Source organism: Alteromonas sp. M12 (assembly GCF_037478005.1).
In the GTDB taxonomy this organism is placed as follows: Bacteria; Pseudomonadota; Gammaproteobacteria; order Enterobacterales; family Alteromonadaceae; genus Aliiglaciecola; species Aliiglaciecola lipolytica_A.
On the sequence record NZ_CP144164.1, the window covers coordinates 3,068,371 to 3,088,531 of the forward strand.

Annotated in this window: 20 protein-coding genes; 6 read left to right on the plus strand and 14 right to left on the minus strand. The window is 40.2% G+C overall.

The genetic code is table 11. From position 1 onward, the window contains the following. Positions 1–22 precede the first annotated feature (22 nt). The 12 genes from ruvA to VUI23_RS13305 form a co-directional block, all read right to left on the minus strand. Positions 23–646 carry a Holliday junction branch migration protein RuvA gene (ruvA, locus tag VUI23_RS13250; protein ID WP_216048349.1) on the minus strand — a complete coding sequence of 208 codons (624 nt, stop codon included), beginning with the start codon at positions 644–646 and terminating at the stop codon, positions 23–25. Between the two features lie 48 nt (positions 647–694). Then, positions 695–1,219: a crossover junction endodeoxyribonuclease RuvC gene (gene ruvC / locus VUI23_RS13255; RefSeq protein ID WP_216048348.1), complete on the minus strand. Its 525-nt coding sequence runs from the start codon at positions 1,217–1,219 to the stop codon at positions 695–697. Continuing rightward, positions 1,210–1,680, minus strand: a complete 471-nt coding sequence (nudB, locus tag VUI23_RS13260; protein WP_303499127.1) for a dihydroneopterin triphosphate diphosphatase — start codon at positions 1,678–1,680, stop codon at positions 1,210–1,212. Before nudB ends, ruvC begins: the two co-directional genes overlap by 10 nt. Before the next feature lies 1 nt (position 1,681). Beyond that, on the minus strand, positions 1,682–3,448 hold the full coding sequence (gene aspS, locus VUI23_RS13265) for an aspartate--tRNA ligase (protein WP_342804650.1): 1,767 nt from the start codon (positions 3,446–3,448) through the stop codon (positions 1,682–1,684). Between the two features lie 298 nt (positions 3,449–3,746). Then, positions 3,747–5,102, minus strand: a complete 1,356-nt coding sequence (locus VUI23_RS13270) for a sigma 54-interacting transcriptional regulator (protein ID WP_216048345.1) — start codon at positions 5,100–5,102, stop codon at positions 3,747–3,749. Further along, positions 5,099–5,671, minus strand: coding sequence for a hypothetical protein (locus VUI23_RS13275; RefSeq protein WP_303499125.1), 573 nt, complete (start codon positions 5,669–5,671; stop codon positions 5,099–5,101). Before VUI23_RS13275 ends, VUI23_RS13270 begins: the two co-directional genes overlap by 4 nt. Continuing rightward, positions 5,668–7,074, minus strand: coding sequence for a HAMP domain-containing sensor histidine kinase (locus VUI23_RS13280; RefSeq protein ID WP_216048343.1), 1,407 nt, complete (start codon positions 7,072–7,074; stop codon positions 5,668–5,670). The genes VUI23_RS13275 and VUI23_RS13280 overlap by 4 nt, the downstream gene beginning before the upstream one ends. A 198-nt stretch (positions 7,075–7,272) precedes the next feature. Beyond that, entirely contained in the window at positions 7,273–7,536 is a 264-nt protein-coding gene (locus VUI23_RS13285) for a hypothetical protein (protein WP_252729088.1), read from the minus strand. Between the two features lie 401 nt (positions 7,537–7,937). Next, positions 7,938–8,390, minus strand: a complete 453-nt coding sequence (locus VUI23_RS13290; RefSeq protein ID WP_303499124.1) for a TerB family tellurite resistance protein — start codon at positions 8,388–8,390, stop codon at positions 7,938–7,940. Positions 8,391–8,539: 149 nt separating this feature from the next. Further along, entirely contained in the window at positions 8,540–8,995 is a 456-nt protein-coding gene (locus VUI23_RS13295; RefSeq protein ID WP_342804651.1) for a GNAT family N-acetyltransferase, read from the minus strand. Next, entirely contained in the window at positions 8,996–10,639 is a 1,644-nt protein-coding gene (locus VUI23_RS13300) for a fused response regulator/phosphatase (protein WP_342804652.1), read from the minus strand. 14 nt (positions 10,640–10,653) lie between these two features. After that, entirely contained in the window at positions 10,654–10,959 is a 306-nt protein-coding gene (locus tag VUI23_RS13305) for an STAS domain-containing protein (RefSeq protein WP_216048340.1), read from the minus strand. Positions 10,960–11,165: 206 nt separating this feature from the next. Between VUI23_RS13305 and yciH the strand changes: the two genes are divergently transcribed. The 3 genes from yciH to pheA all read left to right on the plus strand — a co-directional run bounded on the left by yciH (position 11,166) and on the right by pheA (position 13,807). Further along, entirely contained in the window at positions 11,166–11,489 is a 324-nt protein-coding gene (gene yciH / locus VUI23_RS13310) for a stress response translation initiation inhibitor YciH (RefSeq protein WP_216048583.1), read from the plus strand. A 27-nt stretch (positions 11,490–11,516) separates the two neighbouring features. After that, positions 11,517–12,317, plus strand: coding sequence for a response regulator (locus VUI23_RS13315; RefSeq protein WP_216048339.1), 801 nt, complete (start codon positions 11,517–11,519; stop codon positions 12,315–12,317). Between the two features lie 308 nt (positions 12,318–12,625). Continuing rightward, the gene (gene pheA / locus VUI23_RS13320) at positions 12,626–13,807 is read left to right on the plus strand and encodes a prephenate dehydratase (protein ID WP_342804653.1); all 1,182 of its coding nucleotides are present in this window, start codon (positions 12,626–12,628) and stop codon (positions 13,805–13,807) included. A 75-nt stretch (positions 13,808–13,882) separates the two neighbouring features. Here the strand turns inward: pheA and tyrA are convergent, their stop codons facing one another. Together tyrA and VUI23_RS13330 are read right to left on the minus strand one after the other, a co-directional pair. After that, a complete protein-coding gene (gene tyrA / locus VUI23_RS13325) occupies positions 13,883–15,028 on the minus strand; it encodes a bifunctional chorismate mutase/prephenate dehydrogenase (RefSeq protein ID WP_342804654.1) in 1,146 nt (381 codons plus the stop codon). A gap of 12 nt (positions 15,029–15,040) precedes the next feature. Continuing rightward, positions 15,041–16,132 (minus strand): 3-deoxy-7-phosphoheptulonate synthase, encoded by a 1,092-nt coding sequence (locus VUI23_RS13330; protein ID WP_216048336.1) that lies wholly within the window; start codon positions 16,130–16,132, stop codon positions 15,041–15,043. Positions 16,133–16,803: 671 nt separating this feature from the next. Between VUI23_RS13330 and VUI23_RS13335 the strand changes: the two genes are divergently transcribed. The 3 genes from VUI23_RS13335 (at position 16,804) to VUI23_RS13345 (ending at position 20,129) form a co-directional block, all read left to right on the plus strand. Further along, positions 16,804–18,339, plus strand: coding sequence for an EAL domain-containing protein (locus tag VUI23_RS13335; protein WP_342804655.1), 1,536 nt, complete (start codon positions 16,804–16,806; stop codon positions 18,337–18,339). A gap of 213 nt (positions 18,340–18,552) precedes the next feature. Further along, the gene (locus VUI23_RS13340; RefSeq protein ID WP_342808296.1) at positions 18,553–19,713 is read left to right on the plus strand and encodes a hypothetical protein; all 1,161 of its coding nucleotides are present in this window, start codon (positions 18,553–18,555) and stop codon (positions 19,711–19,713) included. Then, positions 19,713–20,129 carry a hypothetical protein gene (locus VUI23_RS13345; protein WP_216048334.1) on the plus strand — a complete coding sequence of 139 codons (417 nt, stop codon included), beginning with the start codon at positions 19,713–19,715 and terminating at the stop codon, positions 20,127–20,129. Before VUI23_RS13340 ends, VUI23_RS13345 begins: the two co-directional genes overlap by 1 nt. Positions 20,130–20,161: the final 32 nt, after the last annotated feature.

Sequence of the window (20,161 nt, forward strand, 5' to 3'; positions counted from 1 at the left end):
AGTCTAGATTATGTTGCGAAGGTTACACCATCGAACGCAATGCTTCACGGATCAATTCTTCGCTACTAATGCCTTCTCGATACACTGAGTTAATCGTTTTCGCCGCTTGCGCAGGTTTATAACCCAATGCAACCATCGCACTTAGCGCATCCTCTTTTACGTCGGTTGGCTTGATTAGGCTATCTTGAGGCGCTTCTAATTGCATCGGTGGTAGATGGTGTTTTCCGTCGCCTTGCTCTTCTAGCTTTTTAAGGCGATCGCGCATTTCAACCACAAGTCTCTCGGCAGTCTTTTTACCGACGCCCGGTAATTTCACTAACCCAGAATAATCATCATGACTAACACACTGAATAAACTGCGATGCCGACATACCTGACAAAATTGTTAAGGCTAATTTGGGACCTACACCATTTACTTTGATCAACTCTCGGAACAAGGCTCGTTCAGATTTATCTGCAAACCCAAACAATAATTGTGCATCTTCGCGGACCACAAAATGAATATAAACTGTGGCTTCATGGCCAATTTCTGGCAACTGATAAAAGCTGGTCATGGGGAGTTGCACTTCATAACCTATGCCACCCGCTTCAATCAGAATTTCAGGGGGTTGCTTTTCTAATAGTTGGCCTCGAATTAAGCCGATCATAAACACGTCCTATTATGCTGGGTAATGTAATTGGGTATTTAGGAATGGTTATTTCCTCAATCTACCACGCACGGTCTTGCTAGCTTGACCAGCAAGCTTAATTAAAGTTTGGTAACTATGTCCATGGCACAATGCCACAGCAAGTGCATCCGCCGCATCTGCTTGTGGTTTTTTGGTTAACTTGAGTAAGTAGGTGACCATGTGCTGAACTTGGTTTTTTTCAGCGCTACCCTTGCCGACGACACTTTGTTTAATTTGGCGTGCCGAATATTCAGCTACCGGTAAATCAGCGTTAGTCGCTGCCACAATAGCAGCGCCCCGCGCCTGACCGAGTTTTAATGCAGAATCGGGGTTTTTCGCCATGAAAACCTGTTCTATAGCAAAGAACTGCGGTTGAAACTGGCAAATTATTTCAGTCACACCTTTGTAAATTTGATTCAATCTTGGGGCCAACTCATCACCTTGAACACGGATACATCCGCTGCCAAGATAACTAAAGGTATTGCCTGTTTGTTTAATAACACCGTAGCCTGTTATCCGTGAACCGGGATCGATACCGAGGATTATCGACATGCTTTTTCCACAGCAACTGTTAGCGCAGAATTGGGTACGAATTTTTCAATTGCCACCTTGTTGGTTGGTGACCAGACTTTTTCGATTGCCAATTCTTTAGGCAACCATTGATAGGATAAATGTTCGGTTAACTTAATGTTTTCATCCCCACGCACTTGCAAAGCAAACACATGTTCAGTGTTGAATCGGCAGTCGGGAGGATATCGATGTTGCCATATATCGCGAATGGGATACTGATTGACACTTCGACAGTCCACAAGCTGAAGCTTATTTAGCGCTACATTTATACCTGTTTCTTCTTCCACTTCACGAATTGCAGTTTGTAACGGCAACTCCCCCGGTTCGAGTGTACCTGTCACGCTTTGCCAAAAATTAGGATCATCTTGACGCTGCATGACGAGTACATTTGCTGCCCCGTCAAAAATGACAACTAAAGCAGATTCCGGACGCTTAAACGCCATACTATTCGGCTTTTTTCTCTATGACTGTTGCAATGGATAGCTCTTTCAACTGCAAAGGGTTAGCTTCAGATGGTGCATCAGTTAAAGGACATGCAGCAGTGGTTGTTTTCGGGAATGCCATCACGTCTCTAATTGAAGTTGCACCAGTCATTAACATCACTAAGCGGTCTAAACCAAACGCAAGACCAGCGTGAGGAGGCGCGCCAAATTTAAGGGCTTCTAATAAGAAACCAAATTTCAATTCAGCTTCTTCTTCACTAATTCCCAACAAACGGAATACTTCAGATTGCATAGCTTGGTCGTGGATACGAACTGAACCACCGCCTAGTTCGACACCATTAAGTACCATATCGTAAGCATTAGAAATGGCGGTAGCAGGGTTCTGTGCTAGCTGAGAAGGTGTCATATCACGGGGGGCTGTGAATGGGTGATGTAGCGCATGGAAGTCTCCATCTACCTCTTCAAACATTGGGAAGTCAACAACCCAAAGAGGCTTCCACTCACCTTCAAGTAGGTCAAGATCTTCACCCAACTTCAAACGCAGAGCTCCCAAAGCTTCAGTAACCACATTGGCACTATCTGCACCAAACAAAATAATATCGCCATCAACAGCGCCACAACGCTTAACAATCCCCATGGCAACATCTTCGCTCAAGAACTTCAATATTGGTGACTGCAAACCATCCATGCCTGCGGAAAGATCATTGACCTTCATCCACGCTAAGCCTTTAGCACCGTAGATGCCGACAAAACTGCCGTAATTATCGATGTTTTTACGAGATAAAGCTGCGCCACCAGGAACACGGATCACGGCAACTCTGCCTTTAGGATCGTTGGCTGGTCCAGCAAACACTTTAAATTCAACATCTTTAAGTAAGTCAGCTACGTCAACTAACTCAAGAGGGTTACGTAAATCAGGTTTATCACTACCAAAACGACGCATTGCATCGGCAAAGGTCATGTGAGGAAATTCACCAAGATCAACATTTAACATTTTTTGGAATAGCTGTTTAATTAAACCTTCGGTTATAGACATCACACCTGCGGCATCTAGGAAGGTTGTTTCAATATCAATTTGGGTAAATTCAGGCTGGCGATCAGCACGCAAATCTTCATCGCGGAAACACTTAACAATTTGATAATAACGATCCATTCCTGACATCATCAACAACTGTTTGAACAGCTGAGGAGATTGCGGTAGTGCGAAAAACTCACCTTTGTGAGTGCGACTTGGCACTAGATAGTCACGGGCACCTTCAGGTGTCGCTTTGGTTAGAATTGGCGTTTCAATGTCTAGGAAACCCTCACCTTCGAGGTAACTTCTTACCGCACTGGTTACTTTAGCGCGAAATTTTAAACGATCGCTCATAATTGGGCGACGTAAGTCTAAATAACGGTACTTTAGACGCTGTTCCTCTGAGTTTTCTTGGTTCCAATCTAATGGCAAAGCGGCAGATTTATTAAGTATAGTCAGTGCCTTACCTAATATTTCAATCTCGCCAGTGGACATATCTTTATTAATCTGGCCTTCAGGACGACTACGAACCAAACCACTGATTTGCACACAAAATTCATTACGCAGACTATTCGCAGTGGCAAATACATCTTCCAAATCAGGATCATAAACTACTTGTACGATACCTTCGCGATCACGTAAATCGAGAAAGATAACACCGCCCAAATCACGACGTTTATTTACCCAGCCACATAATGTGACTTCTTGACCTATATAACTTGCGTTTATGTTTCCGCAATAATCTGTGCGCATGAAAAGCCTCTGTTGCCAGTACATAACCAATAATTTTATAAATTATGTCATGTAACTAAAAAATTATGGATAAAATCCGAAAGGATTGAAAAGCCGCATAGTATAAACAAATCCGCGCCAAAGCACAGTCTTGAGAGTAACATTTATGGGGGATTTTACTTCAACCGATGAAAAATCCTCAGTAGTGGCAGAAAATTTAACTAAATTAATCTTGTGTGCTGTAAACCAAACACCTTGAAGGCTAGATTCGCTCCCTCAAATTATTATTTGAAAGAGCGAATATAGTGCTTATTGCGGATTAGGCGACTTCAGGTTTAAAGTCACTTGAATGTAAATCGTGTTTTTTCATTAATTTGTGCATATCGGTTCGATTTCGCCCAGCTAATTCCGCCGCACGAGTCACATTACCATCCGTCATTTTCAGCAATTTTAACAAATAGTTTTGTTCAAACGCGTCTCTGGCTTCAGTTAATGTTGGCCATTTTTGCTCTGAAGCCGACAGTGCTTGCTCGACTAAATGCGAGGCAATAACCGATGTTTGTGTTAACGCTACACATTGTTCTACCACGTTAACCAATTGTCTGACGTTACCAGGCCAAGGTGCAGTAGCTAAAAGCTGCATTGCATCATCAGAAAAACGGCTGACATTAACGCCATGGCGTTCTGCACTTTTGGCTAACAGATAGCGCGTTAATAATGGAATATCTTCTGAACGTTCCCGTAAAGATGGCAAGGTTAAATTCACCACGTTTAAGCGGTAGTACAAATCTTCACGGAAGTTTTGCTCTTGCATTTCTTTGGTAAGATCTTTATGAGTAGCAGATATCACTCTTACGTTAATTGGGATCTGTTTACTGCTGCCCACAGGACGAATTTGCTGTTCTTGCAAAGCCCTTAGTAACTTAACCTGCAAAGGTACCGGCATATCACCGATCTCATCCAAGAAAAGCGTTCCGCCGTCAGCTTCACGAAAAAGACCTTGATGCTCGTTGACCGCTCCTGTGAAAGCGCCTTTTGCATGACCAAATAATTCAGACTCCAACAAATTTTCTGGCAATGCACCACAGTTAATGGCTACGAATGGTTTGTTCCCCCGAGTACTGGCTTTGTGTAATGCTTTGGCAAGCAACTCTTTACCGGTACCACTTGCGCCACTTATCAATACACTGACGTCGCGCTTGGCAACTCTGAATGCTTGGTCAAGCAGTTGCTCCATCTGCATCGAGCGGGTGATGATTTCTTCACTCCAAGTTCCATTTTGAGCACTTTGACTTTGACTCACTGCTTTGACTAATAACTCTCGCAACGCTTCATGATCAATCGGTTTGGTGAGAAAACCAAAAACCCCTCTTTGCGTTGCTTCAACGGCATCTTGAATAGTGCCATGGGCAGTCATTAAAATGACTGGAATATCGCGGCGAAGGGATACAATTTCTTCAAATAAGCTAAGGCCGTCTAAGCCGGGCATACGTAAATCACTAAGAACAACATCAAAACTCTGGGTATTGAGCAATCTTAGTGCCTCTTTACCACCTTCAGCTGTAGCAACTTGATAACCCTCTCCTTGCAATCTGATAGTCATCAAACGCAACAAATTTTCATCGTCATCCACTAACAATATACGTGGTAATGCGTTTGTTTCAGATTTGCTCATTGGCTTATCCCCTCTTTTTTCTCCATCATAGATGCCTCAATTTTTAATAATTGGTCGATTTGCTGTTGCTGTTCAAACAATCTTTGTTGTTGAACATCTAGTTCTTTCGATTGATTGGTATTCATCCGAGTGAGAATCGTCAAAGCAGATTCAAACTCTAATAATTCCTGACTTGGCCGATAAACCAACACAAATAACAGCTGTTTCATTTGTTCGGTAAGCGAAGGAATCAAGTCATCAGCCCAACCTTGCGCTCTTAATCTATTTTGATACGGCGTACCTTTGCCTTGGCTTAACAGGACTTTTTTCATTAACTCGCCCGTTGAATCTCCTAGCTGATTTATTAACTCTTTTCGTTGTGTCCAAGAAAGAGTGTCGTGTTCAACCCAGAAATCTAGCCAATATGTCAGTTCACAATTATGTTCAACCGCTGAATCAGCCACAAACAAACAAAATTTATTCTGCTCTGGTAAAATAACCTGTGTTACCGGTACGGCTTCTTTAGGTGTGATTTCACATCCAGCCAACCCAATAAAACAGCCTAAAAGCAATAATGTTAACTTTTTCATGCCGCCACCTCGTCTTGTGGCAAACTTACTCGCATGCATACGTCTGCGTAGTCAACATCAACAATTTCAACAGTGCCATGCATCATTCGTGCACAATCTGCAACTATAGATAAACCTAGCCCCGATCCTATCACTCTATCGTTACGTCTATGTTCACCACGTTTGAAAGGTTCAAATAGTGATTTACGCTGTTCCATTGGAATTTTCCGCCCACGGTTAGCCACATCCAAAATTAAGGTATCCTTTTGTTTATAAAGCTTAATATCTATAGGACGACCTGCCGTGCCATGGGCTAAAGCATTCGACAAAAGGTTATCAATTATTCGTCTATATAAATTGGGATCTACAGTCATATCTATCACTTTGTTATCAACATTCACTTCATTTTTATGCTGTTGTATTGCTAAAGCGTTATCGATTAATGCTGCTTCTAGCAAACTTTTAGTGTCTGTTTTTTCATACACAGGCTTAGCCTGTTGCAATAGTAAGTTGTAGTCAAGTAATTGTTCAATGAGTAAATTCAATCGCTCTGTACTACTGGTTAATAAACTAACCACTTCTTTTTGTTGATCATTTAGCGGACCAACAACACTTTCAGAGAGTAATGAACAACCTTCTTTGATACTTGCTAAGGGAGTTTTAAGCTCGTGGGAGGCATGCCGTAGAAGCGCATGACGCAAATGTTCAAGTTGATTTAAGCGATCGGCTAACCAGTGTAATTTGTGCTCCACTTCGATCAATTCTTTAGGACCGGAGGTAGAGACTTTAGGCAAGGTTTCTGATTGTTTGGCAATTTCACTGATAATGCGTTCAATTTTTGTCACCGGCGAAAGAATCAATTGGCTCGCAAAAATGATTAACAACAATGAAAAAGTGACCAGTAGAGCCGTAGACCAGGCTTGAGTTTGTTGCACCGAATTTACGTAGTCTTGTTGTTGTTTAATGCGTTCATCGAGTAACGAATCAACTTGTTGCTGTAACTCTTCAATAGAGCGACGAAATTCCGCTAATTGCGCATCGAGTAAGAGTTTATCTTCGATTTGGCCGTTATTTTCAAACCATGCTATGCGTTTTTGTAAAGCAGAGCAGACGTATTCACTGGGTAATTCAGCACACACGTTAACTAGCTTGGTTTCAAGCCGACTGATTGAATTATCAGTCAGTTGCTTTAATTCAGGCTTTTTTAATACGTGATATTGGCGGATCAATCTTTCCACATCAATGGCGATATTCTCCATATCACCGATTTGTCGTGCCATGGTTACTGAAAACTGAGCTTCACTGGCCGCAATTTGCGCCATTTTAGTCAACGTACTTTGGCTATGCCATAGCAACACAGCAAGAGGAATCAGCGCGATAAGAAAACTGATTAATGTGAGTTGTCGTAACGATCCAATTTGCATTTTCATACCTTAAACTACTTCGTACAAATTGGAGTATCCTATGTCAGAGACGTAAATGAAACCAAACAAATAATGAGTTTTTCATAAAGAACCTCAACATAAGGTTTTTTAGGGAAGTAACACGGTTTCAGAGCCGAAAAAACCAGAATGTTGAGGTAAAAAGGTTAAGCGTCAAAAATTAACGAACTCGCTGCTTAGCTAAGCTTTTTTGTTAATTTGTTTAATTATATTTGATTCGGACAACTCTTCGGCACTGATCTTTCCATCACCATTAGTGTCAATTTTGCCAAACGCTGCCAACAAATTAGGATCCGCGACCGCTTCTCTAATACTGATCATACCGTCTTCATCTAAGTCCATTTCGGCAATAAGATCGGATTGGGCATGGGCTACACTGCTAACTACCGGTTGCAGCATCATCATGCCCGCAAACATTAAGCCCGTAAAAATAAACTTTTTCATACAACAATCTCCATTTGAACTGCTTAGCGAAAAGGAAGAGGCATCCTTGCCATGCAATGCGATTAAACGCATTCAGAATGACTTAAAGTAAGTTGCAAACGCCATCGCAGCCAATAACAAAACCGTTATTTATAAGTCACCTTCGCTGTGTTCTTCCTTGAAAAGCCGTAGGAACCAGTACAGCTAACACAGTTACACCTAGGGGCTATAACATGTTTTATGCCAGACTTAAATTATGCAATAAATTCAATCACTTATAATTAGTTCTCGATAGAAAAAACAGTGAACCCAAGTGCTACCGTTACTTTTTCGCAACACCAACCGTTCAAGATTAATATTATCTTTACAATTCAATTGGTTAGCATGTCTTCAATCAATGACAATTGGCATTTTCACTGGGGTTAAGAGGTACTATCTGTCACTTTGAGTTTACTTTGTATGAATTGACTGTGGGGTATATGCAATAGATCTGAGATACGACGGATTAGGTGAATTTCGTGCACATCAAGGTGTTTATCGGCATAAGCCACCCGCCACAATGATTCTAAAATTTGCAGCTTTTCTGGCACATCACAGTGTTGGTTGATAGTTCTGGTAAACTGGTGGTAATCCACCGCTTGACCTGCTTTATCTGAGGACAACTTGATTAAACTGTCTAGTTCATTGGCTGATAAATCAAAATGCTGTTTAAGTAATGTTTGATAAGCTAGTTGTTCCGACTCTTCAAACTTGCCGTCAGCCCGCATGATCTCATACAAAAGTACGGCTGTGGCTAATTCAACGGTGTGCTTTTCTGACACAGGTTCATTTTGTTGTAATTGTTGCTCAAACCAATCACCTAATGCTTTAAACATAAAAACTCCTACATTTTTAAAGCGAAATGTAAAAATAATACCGCTACTAAACGCAAAACAAGAGGTTTGGGCTGAATGGACTAACATTTACGTTTGCTGACCCAATTTAAGGGTGGTATTCAAAATTCCACCCTAACCTTTAATCGTATTTAGTTTTCAGTCTCAAACATATAATAATGACTCGCTTTCATGCCAAGTTTTTTATAGGTTTCTTGAGCCACCAAATTATCGTGCTCAACATATAATCGAAAGCCACAAACCCCTTGGGATTGTTCAGCTAATTCTTTTACTTTTTGATATAGCATTGAATATACGCCTGTGCGTCTGTTTTCAGGACGAACATACACACTTTGAATCCACCAAAACTGGCTATTTCGCCAATCACTCCATTCCGAGGTCACCATTAAACTTCCAGCAATAGCACCATCATCTTGCTCGGCAACTAAATAAAAACCCTTTGCTCTGTCTTTAATAAGTGCGCTGACGCCGGCGCTTAATACATCACCTTGCAGTTTTTTTTGTTCAGTTTCCCAAGCCATTGCTTGATTAAAATCCACTAGCGCTTGGATATCGGCTTTTGAAGCTTGTCGTATTGTTATCACCATTTACACCTTAATTGTCGCTGATACAGAGCGTCCTTGATCGGAATATTGAACGCTTTGACATAATGTTTTAATTAGAGGAATTCCCCTACCATAGGTATCCGAGTCTTGGCTTGCCTGAATTTTTTGAAAGTCAAACCCCTCCCCCGAGTCCGATAAATTAATCGTTAAAATATTGGTATTAGGGGCAAAACTAATTGCGATTTTGATTTCGCCTTGAGTCAATTTCGCTAATCGTTGATTACGCAGTTTAAAATATTCGAAGAACCCTTCAGTGGACTTTTTAATATCTGAACTTAATTTCAATATACCGTGATCTAAAGAATTCATAAACAATTCGCTAATCACAGTAGATAAATCAGAACGCACTTTTTGCATCCCCAACTGGCTACACACCATCACCACAACATCATATATTGGCGTAAATTGGGTTAACTGTTCGACTTTCATATCAACACTAATGTTAAAGGGTAATCGCGTAATTTCGATTTCAGCTTTTAAATCATCAAGATTTTGGCAGGTATAACTCACGAAGGTTATGTCGTCTAGTTGCTCGGCTTTTCCTCTATATTTATCAGTTCGCTGGATAATTTGTTCTACAGTCATCAAAGGATTGGATGCCAACCAACTCATTACCACCTCTTCCCCCAACATTTGTTCTTCAGCGTTGGTAAGCTCAATAACGCCATCGGAATATCCTATTAATCTGTCACCGATTTTTGCATTAAAGTACTCAACATTTTCCTCAAACTCATCGACTTCAAGAATCCCCATTGCCATATGCGACGAAATAAATCGTTTTGATATGCGCCCCTCAGGCGTCATAACGGTGAGGTCTGGCATGCCTCCATTCCAAACAGAAAACTGATGACCTGACGCTGAAATTTCAACGACAACTGCCGCAAAAAACATATCTGAGGGCAGCAATGCTAAAAGAATTTGATTGAGGGTTTGTGAGATTTCAGAAACTGAAACGCCTTTTCTAGACATCGCTTGAAATGCTCTAGCCACAGGAAGCGCACCAATAGCTGATGCTAAACCATGACCGGTAAAGTCACCCATTAAAAAGTACATGCCTCCAGAGGGACTAGGTTCAGTTAAAAACACATCACCATTAAATGTACTGGCCGGGGCTAAGCGATAGTCAAAATATTTCGTGGTGGCTTGATTGATAGTTAAGGCATTCGCAAAAATATGTTCAACAATGGCGTGCTCTCGTTCTACGCCCCTGCGAAAATAATTTAATTCGGCATTTTGCTTATTGGTGCGAATACTCAATAGTCGAGTACGGGCATGGGCTCTTATTTTTGCGGTTAAAATAGTTCGGTCAAAAGGTTTGGTAGCAAAATCATCACCGCCCACTTCAAGACATCGAGCTAACGCAGGCTGATCATCCATGGCGGTAATAAATATCACTGGTAGGTAGATATCACCTGCCATTTTTTTAAGAAGCGGGGCCACTTCATACCCGTCCATATCAGGCATAACCACATCAAGTAACACAAGGTCTGGACGAATCTTTTTAGCTAATTGCAGCGCTTCTCTACCCGACTCAGCTTCGAAGCAATCTAAATATCCAGCCTCTTCTAACATATGAACCAGCATGAAGCGATTCAGGGATTCATCATCAACTATTAATATACGCAAAGGTATTGACTCATCTAGGTCATATCGAACTTTTTATCAAAACGTGAAATCTTTAAAATTTTAGCCACTTGTGGACGACTGTTAGCAATTTTAAAGGTGGTAACTTTATCCTCCATCGCTTTTTGCATATTCAACAACATACCTAATGCGGAACTGTCCATGTATTCTGTATTCGACAGGTCTACTATGATTGTTTCAACATCATTTGAAGCGGATAAATAAGCGTCTCTAAATTCTTGTACTTTGCCAAAATCGAATTTTTCTTCCATGTAGATTATTAGCTCTTTTCCTCCGTCACCGGGGCGGGTCTCCAAGCTCATTTGTGACTCCATTTTTTACTTCTTGCTAAATTGCCCCTACTTTCGCACACAGATTCTATTTGGCAACTCTTTTTTGTATAGCCAAGATAAATATGTTTCAGCGAGTTAGTTTGTACCAGTTAAATGCATTGATCATTCTGATGTGGTTTTAATAGGTGCATTTTTTGTCTAAACTGGAGATATCCTTAGATTCAATTATTTCACATATGTCACAAAATAATCTTGTATACAGCACCGGCATCGGTAGATTAGAACCTCAAGTAAAAGAACAACCGAAATCAAAAAACACTGATGGGATAGTCAGGATTCGCCGCGAAACCAAAGGCCGGAAAGGTAAAGGTGTGACCACCATAGATGGCGTTGACTTACCAGCAGAGGCTTTAAAAAATCTATGTTCTGAGTTAAAGAAAAGCTGTGGAACAGGCGGTGCTATTAAAAACGGCGTGATCGAAATCCAAGGTGATAATCGCGATAAAATTAAACTGCTTCTAGAGAAAAAAGGTCTAACAGTCAAACTTGCAGGCGGTTAACCTTTACAACATCACTTCAGGATTTTTATGAACCATATTTCGTTGAGCGACGTCAATATTCTACTAATTGAGCCATCTGACACCCAAAGAAAAATCATTTCATCTTTGTTAATCAAAGAAAATGTCGGCTCCGTAGATTCTGTCTCCACTCTTGCAGAAGCTAAAAGCGTACTAAGATCTCACGGTAGTGATGTGGTGGTAAGTGCTATGTATTTTGAAGATGGAACAGGTTTAGATTTAATAAAACACATTAAAGGTAACGTGGAAACAGCCTCAATTCCTTTTATGTTAGTGAGTAGTGAAAATCGCGTCGCCAAATTAGAAGAATTTAAACAGGCCGGTGTCGCAGCCATTTTACCTAAGCCTTTTGAACCCTTGCATCTAGCAAGAGCATTAAATGCCACTCTAGACTTAATTAATTCTGAAGAATTGGATTTAGAATTGTACGATATTAAGGATGTGCGAGTGCTATTAGTGGATGACAGTCGTTTGGCGAGAAATCATATTCACCGCGTATTGGAGGGCATGGGATTAAGCAATATTAAAGAAGCTGAAAATGGCGCAACAGCACTGACTCTGCTCAAAGATAATATTTTCGACTTGGTTGTCACTGACTACAATATGCCAGAAATGGATGGTCGTGAATTATCTGAGTATATCCGATTTAATCCGGACACCTCGCATATTCCAATCATTATGGTAACCTCAGAAGCCACCAATAGTGCTCACATGGCGAATATCCAACATACCGGTGTTAACGCGTTATGTGACAAACCCTTTGAAGCACAAGAGGTACGTAAAATTCTTGCCACTTTGTTAGGTAGTTAACGGTTAATTCAACGAAGTTACATTGAAATTAGCAATAACTAATATCATCTTGCGATTGACAATATGGCGTTGAATTAATAGATTCTGCTCACCACTATCAAATCCAGTGATGAAGCTAGCTTGCAACTGGTTTCTTTACTCCTTTGAAGAACTTACAGATAGTTATTATATTTACCTGAAAAAGGCGCTCAAAACCGGTTTCATTACTTTTATCCACGGCCAATGGGAAAATATGATAATCCACTAGTTTTCTGCAAAGCCTCCATAGTTGGAGGCTTTGCATTTATAGTTTAAATAAAGTGAATTTTATGTCGACCTCAGAACTACAAAAATTACGAGAACAAATTACCGCTCTTGACTCCGAGTTACTGGAGATGTTGGCAAAACGTCAACAATATACCAACAGTGTTGCGGAAACAAAAATTCGCAATCAAATTCCGGTTAGAGATCATGTACGAGAAGAGGAGCTTTTGATCAGGTTGATCAAAAAAGGACAAGAGTATGGCCTAGATCCACATTACGTCACGCAAATATTCCACGTAGTGATTGAAGACTCAGTACTCAACCAACAGGCACTGTTAGCGGAACGAGCCAATCCAGGTAGTCGTCTGCCATTGAGCCGTGTTGCATTTTTAGGTGATAAAGGGTCGTACAGTTATTTAGCGACACAAAAATACTTTTCTAGAAGAGCTGGCGAATTGTTAGAAATTGGCTGTTCTAGTTTTGCAGAAATTGTCGAAAAAGTGGAATCTAATCAAGCTGACTATGCGGTACTACCTATCGAAAACACAACATCGGGCAGTATCAACGAAGTTTACGATTTACTGCAGCATACTAGCTTGTCAATTGTTGGTGAGCTAACTCATCCGATAAATCATTCATTGTTAGCATCAACAGATACGGATATTAGCAAAATAAAAACACTGTATGCCCACCCTCAAGTCTTTGCTCAGTGCAGTTATTTTTTAGCAGAATTAGGGAATGTAGAAGTTAAACCCTGTGCCAGTACCTCGGCAGCAATGTTAATGGTTAATCAACTTAATAGTGAATCTGTGGCAGCAATTGGCAGTGAGGCGGGAGGTAAGCTTTACGGCTTAGCTGCAATAAAGTCGAATCTGGCTAATCAAAAAGAAAATCATAGCCGCTTTATTGTTGTCGCTAGAAATGCAGTGAAAGTACCATTACAAGTGCCTGCTAAAACGACGTTAGTTATGTCAACAGTGCAAAAACCAGGGGCCCTAGTTGATGCTTTATTGATTATTAAAAATAATCAAATCAATATGACCAAATTAGAATCTCGACCAATCACGGGCAACCCATGGGAAGAGATGTTTTATATTGATGTAGAAGGTAATGTACAAGATGGGCCGATGCAAAAAACCCTAGAAGAATTAGCAGCAACGACCCGATACTTTAAGGTGCTTGGCTGTTACCCTAATGAAGAAATAAATGCGACTAAAGTCGCCGCAGTAAACGCCTTAACGGCTTAGCACTGCTAGGCATAAAAAATGCCCCTAATAGGGGCATTTTTTTGTTAACGCAAAAACTGTAACATCTACCTAATGTTAGGAATTAACATCCATAACTCTGTCATCGTCGGCCTTCAATAATAGCTTTTTACTGCTAACCAAACATTGCTTGGCGTAAGGTCCAAACCAATGTCCGATACTAAAGAATTGTTTAACAAATTCACCTTTGTCACCTTCTTCTAATAGTTTTAAAGCATCATCGAAACGATCACGGAAACGTTTAAGCAAACCTATACTTTCAGCATTGGTGAAAATGATATCTGCGTATAACTCGGGATCTTGCGCGAATAATCGGCCAACCATTGCCAACTCTAGGCGGTAAATAGGCGAACTAAAGGCAACTAACTGATTCAGATCAGGATCTTCACCGGCTAAGTGAGCGCCATACACAAAACTACTGAAATGGCGCATTACCTGAATAAATGCCATGGCATCATCGTGCTCTTTTGCCGTGCTTTCATGCACGATAGCACCCCAGATTTTGATTTGTTCAACCAACCATTGATATGTTTCAGGTTGTCTTCCATCGCACACCACAACCACTTGTTTTACCAAGCTTTGTACATCTGGACCAAACATAGGGTGTAAGCCAACAACAGGCCCTTTGTGGCAGTCCATCATAGCTTTGAGCGGGTTAAGCTTAGTACTAGTCACATCGGCTAAAATACAATTTTCCGGCAATAATGGACCTAGTTTTTGAATAATAGATTCAGTTATTTTGATAGGCACGGCTACCAACACTAACTCACTGTTAGCGAGTATATCCGCAGCATTTGGCCAATCGCTTTGTTCTAGCACGGTCACTGCATAGCCACTTCGGGTAAACATATCCACAAAAATACGTCCCAAAGCCCCTGCTCCACCGACTACCACAATTTTTTTAATTTCAGGGGCTTTACACAGATATTGGTTATTCTGAGTTTGGTATGACTCTCGCATTATTCTGCGTAGCAAATCTTCGATTAAATTCGGCGGAACGCCTTTGTCTTGTGCTTCGTCTCGGCGTTTTGCAATCAGTTCAGCTTCCCGCGTAGGAACATAAATAGGCATACCAGTGCGACTCTTAAACTCGCCAACTTGAGTGGTCAAACTGGCTCGTTGAGCCAGTATATCGACCAATTGGCTATCTAATTTGTCAATTTTGACGCGTAATTCATCCAGCGAAATGGGTTTGTCTGGCATGCTAGTTTTACCTTAAGCAGAATCTTTAAATTTATTTAATCTCATTGGCAATACCGTAATGAGTTTTTCTCTAGACCGATTAATCAAATCTTCAGTATCTTCCCAACCGATGCAACCATCAGTTATGGAGATGCCGTATTCTAGCTCACCCGGTAGCTTGCCGTCACTTTTTTGATTGCCAGCACGTAAATGACTTTCCAACATGATACCAATAATTGATTGATTGCCTTCCAAAATCTGGTTAACCACATTTTGCGCTACCAACGGCTGACGACGATAATCTTTACTTGAATTAGCATGACTACAATCAACAACTAGACCAGCGTGTAAATTGGACTTTTTCAATTCGATTTCACATTCGGATACACACACAGAGTCGTAATTAGGCTGCTTACCACCGCGCAATATAATGTGACCATCAGGGTTACCCTGGGTTTTAATTACACTGACTTGTCCTTGCTTATTGATGCCCATAAAACTATGACCTGAAGCAGCAGATTGCAGCGCATTAATCGCGATTCCTAAACTACCGTCAGTACCATTTTTAAAGCCAACCGGCATAGACAAGCCACTGGCCATTTCTCTGTGAGTTTGAGATTCAGATGTTCTCGCCCCAATTGCCGACCAACTAAATAACTCAGCTAAGTATTGTGGGCTAATGGGATCTAATGCTTCAGTGGCAAGTGGAATTTCCAAATCAGCCAACCAAATCAGCAGTTCACGGGCTTTGCGCAAACCGGCTTCGATATTAAATGTGCCGTCTAGTGCCGGATCATTAATCATGCCTTTCCAACCAACCGTAGTTCTAGGCTTTTCAAAATAAACACGCATCACAATAAATAGTGTGTCTTTGCATGACTCATGCAGTTCTTTGAGCTTGAGTGCATACTCTTTAGCGGATTCAATGTCATGAATTGAACAGGGACCGGAAATAACTAAAAGGCGATGATCTTTACGATGAATGATGTCGCTGATAATCGCTCGGGAATCTTCGATTGCTTTAAGGGCCTTGGCGCTCACTGGAAGCTGTTGAGCTAACTGCTCAGGTGTCACTAGCACGTCTTCGGCGCTAACGTGTACATTATTTACTAAATCTTTATACATAACTATCTTTGATTACCTACATCTAAAAACGCAAAAACTTAACCAGAAAACCCATGTAAACTTTTCAATACAGCAATATTTACATCAATTTTCAAAACAGGCTTGACTTTTTACCAGCCTTTATACGGTAGTGCAACCAGAATTTACTAAAACCAGTGATTTCGGTTGATTGCTGTGCGAATACGCTAAAAAAGGGAGTTAATAGGCACTTAATTGGATTTTAAAATAATACAAAAATTTACGGTTTACAGGATCAAAACTAGGGCTTAAGTAATTTACAGAAAATAAACATAAGGTAGTAATTTTACCCACTTTGTGAAGATTAATTCCACTTCAAGTCTCGATCTTTGAGGTCTGATCGTTTACCTTTAATAATGAAACCTATTGATTCGTTTCAGGTGAAGATTTTTCACAGCAAATAAAAAGGACTTTTAAATGGCAAATTCAATTTCGCTTATAATTCAGCTTCCATTAACAGGGTATTGTGGAAGGCCAACGTGTTAATCAATTCGCTACTGTTCGTTAGTTTAGGCGTAGTAGCAGTTGTAATTTTGGCGAAGATATTATTACCTTGGATACGTAAAGCTAAACTAAACAAGGGCCTCGCTTTATATCCGCTACACTCCTCAAATTTATTTATCATTCTAGATAAAAACAACCAAGTTGTTTTTATGAACACCACTGCAACGGGATTTATAAAAGAACTAGGGTATCCAGGCAATGATCCTACGTCGCTGCTACCGAAGAACTTAGTTGATTATCAAAACAGCGCCTTAGCAGACGAAAAACAACAACACTTTGAATTCAAAATTAATCAACATACATTTGACTGCGAATTATTGTGGCACGCTAATGCAAAGCAATGGAATATTAATATGGTTAATATTTCTAGTCGTAAACTTGAGGAACAAAAACGCGATTCACAAGCCCAAATTAACCCCGATACAGGCTTGGATAACCATTATGTTTTTAAGCAAGTTATTGAGCAAATGGTGGATCAAAGATTAACTTTTACCGTGGGTCAAATAGAGATTCGCTCATACTCCAAATTGTTGGCTGACAATGATTTTGAAACCAGCCGCAAAGTAATGAAAGAGCTATCTGATTTACTCCAAGGCACCTGTGTAGAAAAACATCAAAATGTGCGTTTATTCCAATTAACTGAAAAGAGTTTTGGGCTAGTTTTTCAAAAAAGCGATTGCCACGAAACAGTCAAACAAATTGTTGCAATGATAAATAATCAGGTGAAAAACCAGCTATTTTCAGGACAGCACTCAGTCAAGCTTGATTATGGTTTTACTAGTTTTCCATCAGATGGAAAAAGCGCAGACGAAATTATCCGCAATACTCGTATTGCACTAGAAAACTCTGCAAGTCAGGAATTTACCGATTATATGATGTTCAGTAATGAGCTAGGTAAATCAGTAGAGCGACAAAACAGCCTTCAAGATGCAATGCGTTCAGCCATAGTAGACAATCATTTCCAATTGTTTTTTCAACCTCAATATTCTCTAAAAGAAAAAAGAATCATTGGGGCTGAGGTATTAATTCGATGGCAATTAAATGAACAATGGATTTCGCCCTCTGAATTTATTCCCTTAGCTGAACATTCCGGTTTGATTTTACCTTTAGGTGATTGGATTCTGACGAGTGTGTGTCAAAAAGCCCAACACATAGTCGCAATGGGATTTGAAGATATTGTTATTGCGGTGAATATATCACCCAAACAATTTTCCGCACCAAACTTTGTAAAAATGGTTAAACGCGCGTTGTTAAGCAGTGGCTTGGCCGCCAAAAATCTTGAATTGGAGATAACTGAAGGGGTATTGTTTACAAAAGAAGCCGATACCATAAACACGTTAAATCAGCTGCACCAAATGGGCATTAAATTAGCTATCGATGATTTTGGAACCGGTTACTCAAGTTTAAGTTACTTACAGGTTTTCCCCGTAACCAAACTCAAAATAGATCAGTCATTCGTGCGTAATATGCACCTTAATAAAGCAGACAAGTCAATTGTGAGAAGTGTTATAGAGCTTGGCAATGAATTGGGGGTGACACTAATAGCAGAAGGTGTAGAAGAGAGTGAACAAGTTGATCTATTAACCCAGATGGGCTGTGATGAAATACAAGGATATTGGTTAAGTAAACCTCTAGATGAAAGCTACTTTAGCCACTTTTTACACTCTAATAAGTTGCTCTCTTAATTTCTTAGAGGAATAGCAAAACTCAAGAAAAAATACTAATTTGTTGCTGTTCAGAGCTCAAATGCCGAATTTAATATTTTTATTAGAATTTAAGTGGTTATGTTATTGACTCTGGCTAATAGCAGGGTATTTTATAGGTAACTATATTTCCTATTCAGAATGTTTCTTAACTTGAAAGTCCCAACTGTAAAAATCACACTTTGTATCGTCACCATGTTATTCGGTTTTAGTTCGCCTGCCCTTTCCCAAAGCAATGAAAAACTCCAATTTTCCGGGTTTGCACGAGTAATTTTAGGCTACCTTGATGATGAAAACGCTGAATACGTCGGTTACGACAACAGTGTTAGTTTGGATAAACAATCTTTATTAGGCATTCAGGCCGATTACTTATTAAATGATGAAATATCCTTTACAGGACAAGTTGTCGGTTTTACCGATGAACAGCGTAACTCAGGTTTAGAATGGCTTTATCTCACCTATGCCCCCAGCAATGCATTACAAGTCAAACTTGGCAGACAACGTATTCCGTTTTTTAATTATAGTGACAGTTTAGATGTGGGCTTTGCTTATCCTTGGTTGACCTTACCACAACAATTTTACGACACGGCTTTCTTTTCAACTTTCGATGGTCTGCTAGCTAACTATGAATTTACCTTAAAAGACTGGTTAATTAGTTACGAAGGTTACTGGGGGCGATTCGACGACAAAATTTATTTAAATAGCCAAGAAATCAATACCAAGGTAATTGGTCTTTTTGGTGTCAATGCAAGCGTGTATTACAACAATTTCACCGTGCGAGCATCCTTCAACCAGGGTGATGTCAATATTGAACAATCAGAAGCTAGTGAATTTAGCCATCTGTTACGCCAGTTAGGATTCAGCAACAGTGCTGATTGGTTGAACGCTAGCGGTATTATCCAACTTTATCATTTTAGTGCCAATTATGAGAATGTAGATTATTTTATACGCAGTGAAATATCTAGATTTAACGGTAAAAGTGGCCTAGTGGCAGACATCGATAGTTTTTATATCTCTGTTGGTTATAATTTCTATCCTTACACAGCGTACATATCTTACAGTAAAAAGAACTTGCACTTTGACCACCCAGACAACGAAATTCCATTTGGTATATCACCAGACTTAGATACACTTGCGGCCACTTATTTAGCCGTTTTAGCGGCCTTTCCTGATGACAAGGCAGAAGGTACTAAAGTGGGAATTCGCTGGGATTATCACCCCAATTTAGCCTTCAAAGCAGAAATGACCTTTGTGGAAGCTGAAGACAATATCAGCAATGATTATGCAGTTAAAGATTTAGGTGGATTTGATGGCCATGGGCTTTTGTACCAACTGGGTATTGAGTGGGTATTTTAATGAAACCTTACCTCATTCTTATTCTGCTCACGTTGTTTAGTTGCGCGCACAAGGCTTCGGCTGAAGCGATTATTGTTGTCGCCAATACCGCTGATAAATCCATTCAACTCAATCGTCAGCAAATTAGAAATTTATTTATGGGTGGCGCAATTCCCTATGATTTGCACGCCATTGCCCTTTCTCCTGACAATGAGACTCGACTTATATTTAATACAAAAGTGATCGGCCTTACTGAGTCCCGAATTCAGTCTTTTTGGGCGCAGATGCGCTTTACCGGTCGTAAAAAAGAACCTAAAGAAGTCGGTTCCGAAGCCGAACTTTTAGAATATCTAAAAAATAACGAAGGTTCTTTGGGCTATTTCGGAACTGATGTTGATATTCCTAGCGAGTTGACGGTAATACTGACAATCAACTAAACAGAATTGCAGTACTGCCTATTTGTGATTTT

What these genes read in the sequence shown, in the direction of transcription:
- ruvA (WP_216048349.1), bottom strand. Translation starts at nt 646, where the DNA reads ATGATCGGCTTAATTCGAGGCCAACTATTAGAAAAGCAACCCCCTGAA.
- ruvC (WP_216048348.1), bottom strand. Translation starts at nt 1,219, where the DNA reads ATGTCGATAATCCTCGGTATCGATCCCGGTTCACGGATAACAGGCTAC.
- nudB (WP_303499127.1), bottom strand. Translation starts at nt 1,680, where the DNA reads ATGGCGTTTAAGCGTCCGGAATCTGCTTTAGTTGTCATTTTTGACGGG.
- aspS (WP_342804650.1), bottom strand. Translation starts at nt 3,448, where the DNA reads ATGCGCACAGATTATTGCGGAAACATAAACGCAAGTTATATAGGTCAA.
- VUI23_RS13270 (WP_216048345.1), bottom strand. Translation starts at nt 5,102, where the DNA reads ATGAGCAAATCTGAAACAAACGCATTACCACGTATATTGTTAGTGGAT.
- VUI23_RS13275 (WP_303499125.1), bottom strand. Translation starts at nt 5,671, where the DNA reads ATGAAAAAGTTAACATTATTGCTTTTAGGCTGTTTTATTGGGTTGGCT.
- VUI23_RS13280 (WP_216048343.1), bottom strand. Translation starts at nt 7,074, where the DNA reads ATGCAAATTGGATCGTTACGACAACTCACATTAATCAGTTTTCTTATC.
- VUI23_RS13285 (WP_252729088.1), bottom strand. Translation starts at nt 7,536, where the DNA reads ATGAAAAAGTTTATTTTTACGGGCTTAATGTTTGCGGGCATGATGATG.
- VUI23_RS13290 (WP_303499124.1), bottom strand. Translation starts at nt 8,390, where the DNA reads ATGTTTAAAGCATTAGGTGATTGGTTTGAGCAACAATTACAACAAAAT.
- VUI23_RS13295 (WP_342804651.1), bottom strand. Translation starts at nt 8,995, where the DNA reads ATGGTGATAACAATACGACAAGCTTCAAAAGCCGATATCCAAGCGCTA.
- VUI23_RS13305 (WP_216048340.1), bottom strand. Translation starts at nt 10,959, where the DNA reads ATGAGCTTGGAGACCCGCCCCGGTGACGGAGGAAAAGAGCTAATAATC.
- yciH (WP_216048583.1), top strand. Translation starts at nt 11,166, where the DNA reads ATGTCACAAAATAATCTTGTATACAGCACCGGCATCGGTAGATTAGAA.
- VUI23_RS13315 (WP_216048339.1), top strand. Translation starts at nt 11,517, where the DNA reads ATGAACCATATTTCGTTGAGCGACGTCAATATTCTACTAATTGAGCCA.
- pheA (WP_342804653.1), top strand. Translation starts at nt 12,626, where the DNA reads ATGTCGACCTCAGAACTACAAAAATTACGAGAACAAATTACCGCTCTT.
- tyrA (WP_342804654.1), bottom strand. Translation starts at nt 15,028, where the DNA reads ATGCCAGACAAACCCATTTCGCTGGATGAATTACGCGTCAAAATTGAC.
- VUI23_RS13330 (WP_216048336.1), bottom strand. Translation starts at nt 16,132, where the DNA reads ATGTATAAAGATTTAGTAAATAATGTACACGTTAGCGCCGAAGACGTG.
- VUI23_RS13335 (WP_342804655.1), top strand. Translation starts at nt 16,804, where the DNA reads ATGAACACCACTGCAACGGGATTTATAAAAGAACTAGGGTATCCAGGC.
- VUI23_RS13340 (WP_342808296.1), top strand. Translation starts at nt 18,553, where the DNA reads ATGTTATTCGGTTTTAGTTCGCCTGCCCTTTCCCAAAGCAATGAAAAA.
- VUI23_RS13345 (WP_216048334.1), top strand. Translation starts at nt 19,713, where the DNA reads ATGAAACCTTACCTCATTCTTATTCTGCTCACGTTGTTTAGTTGCGCG.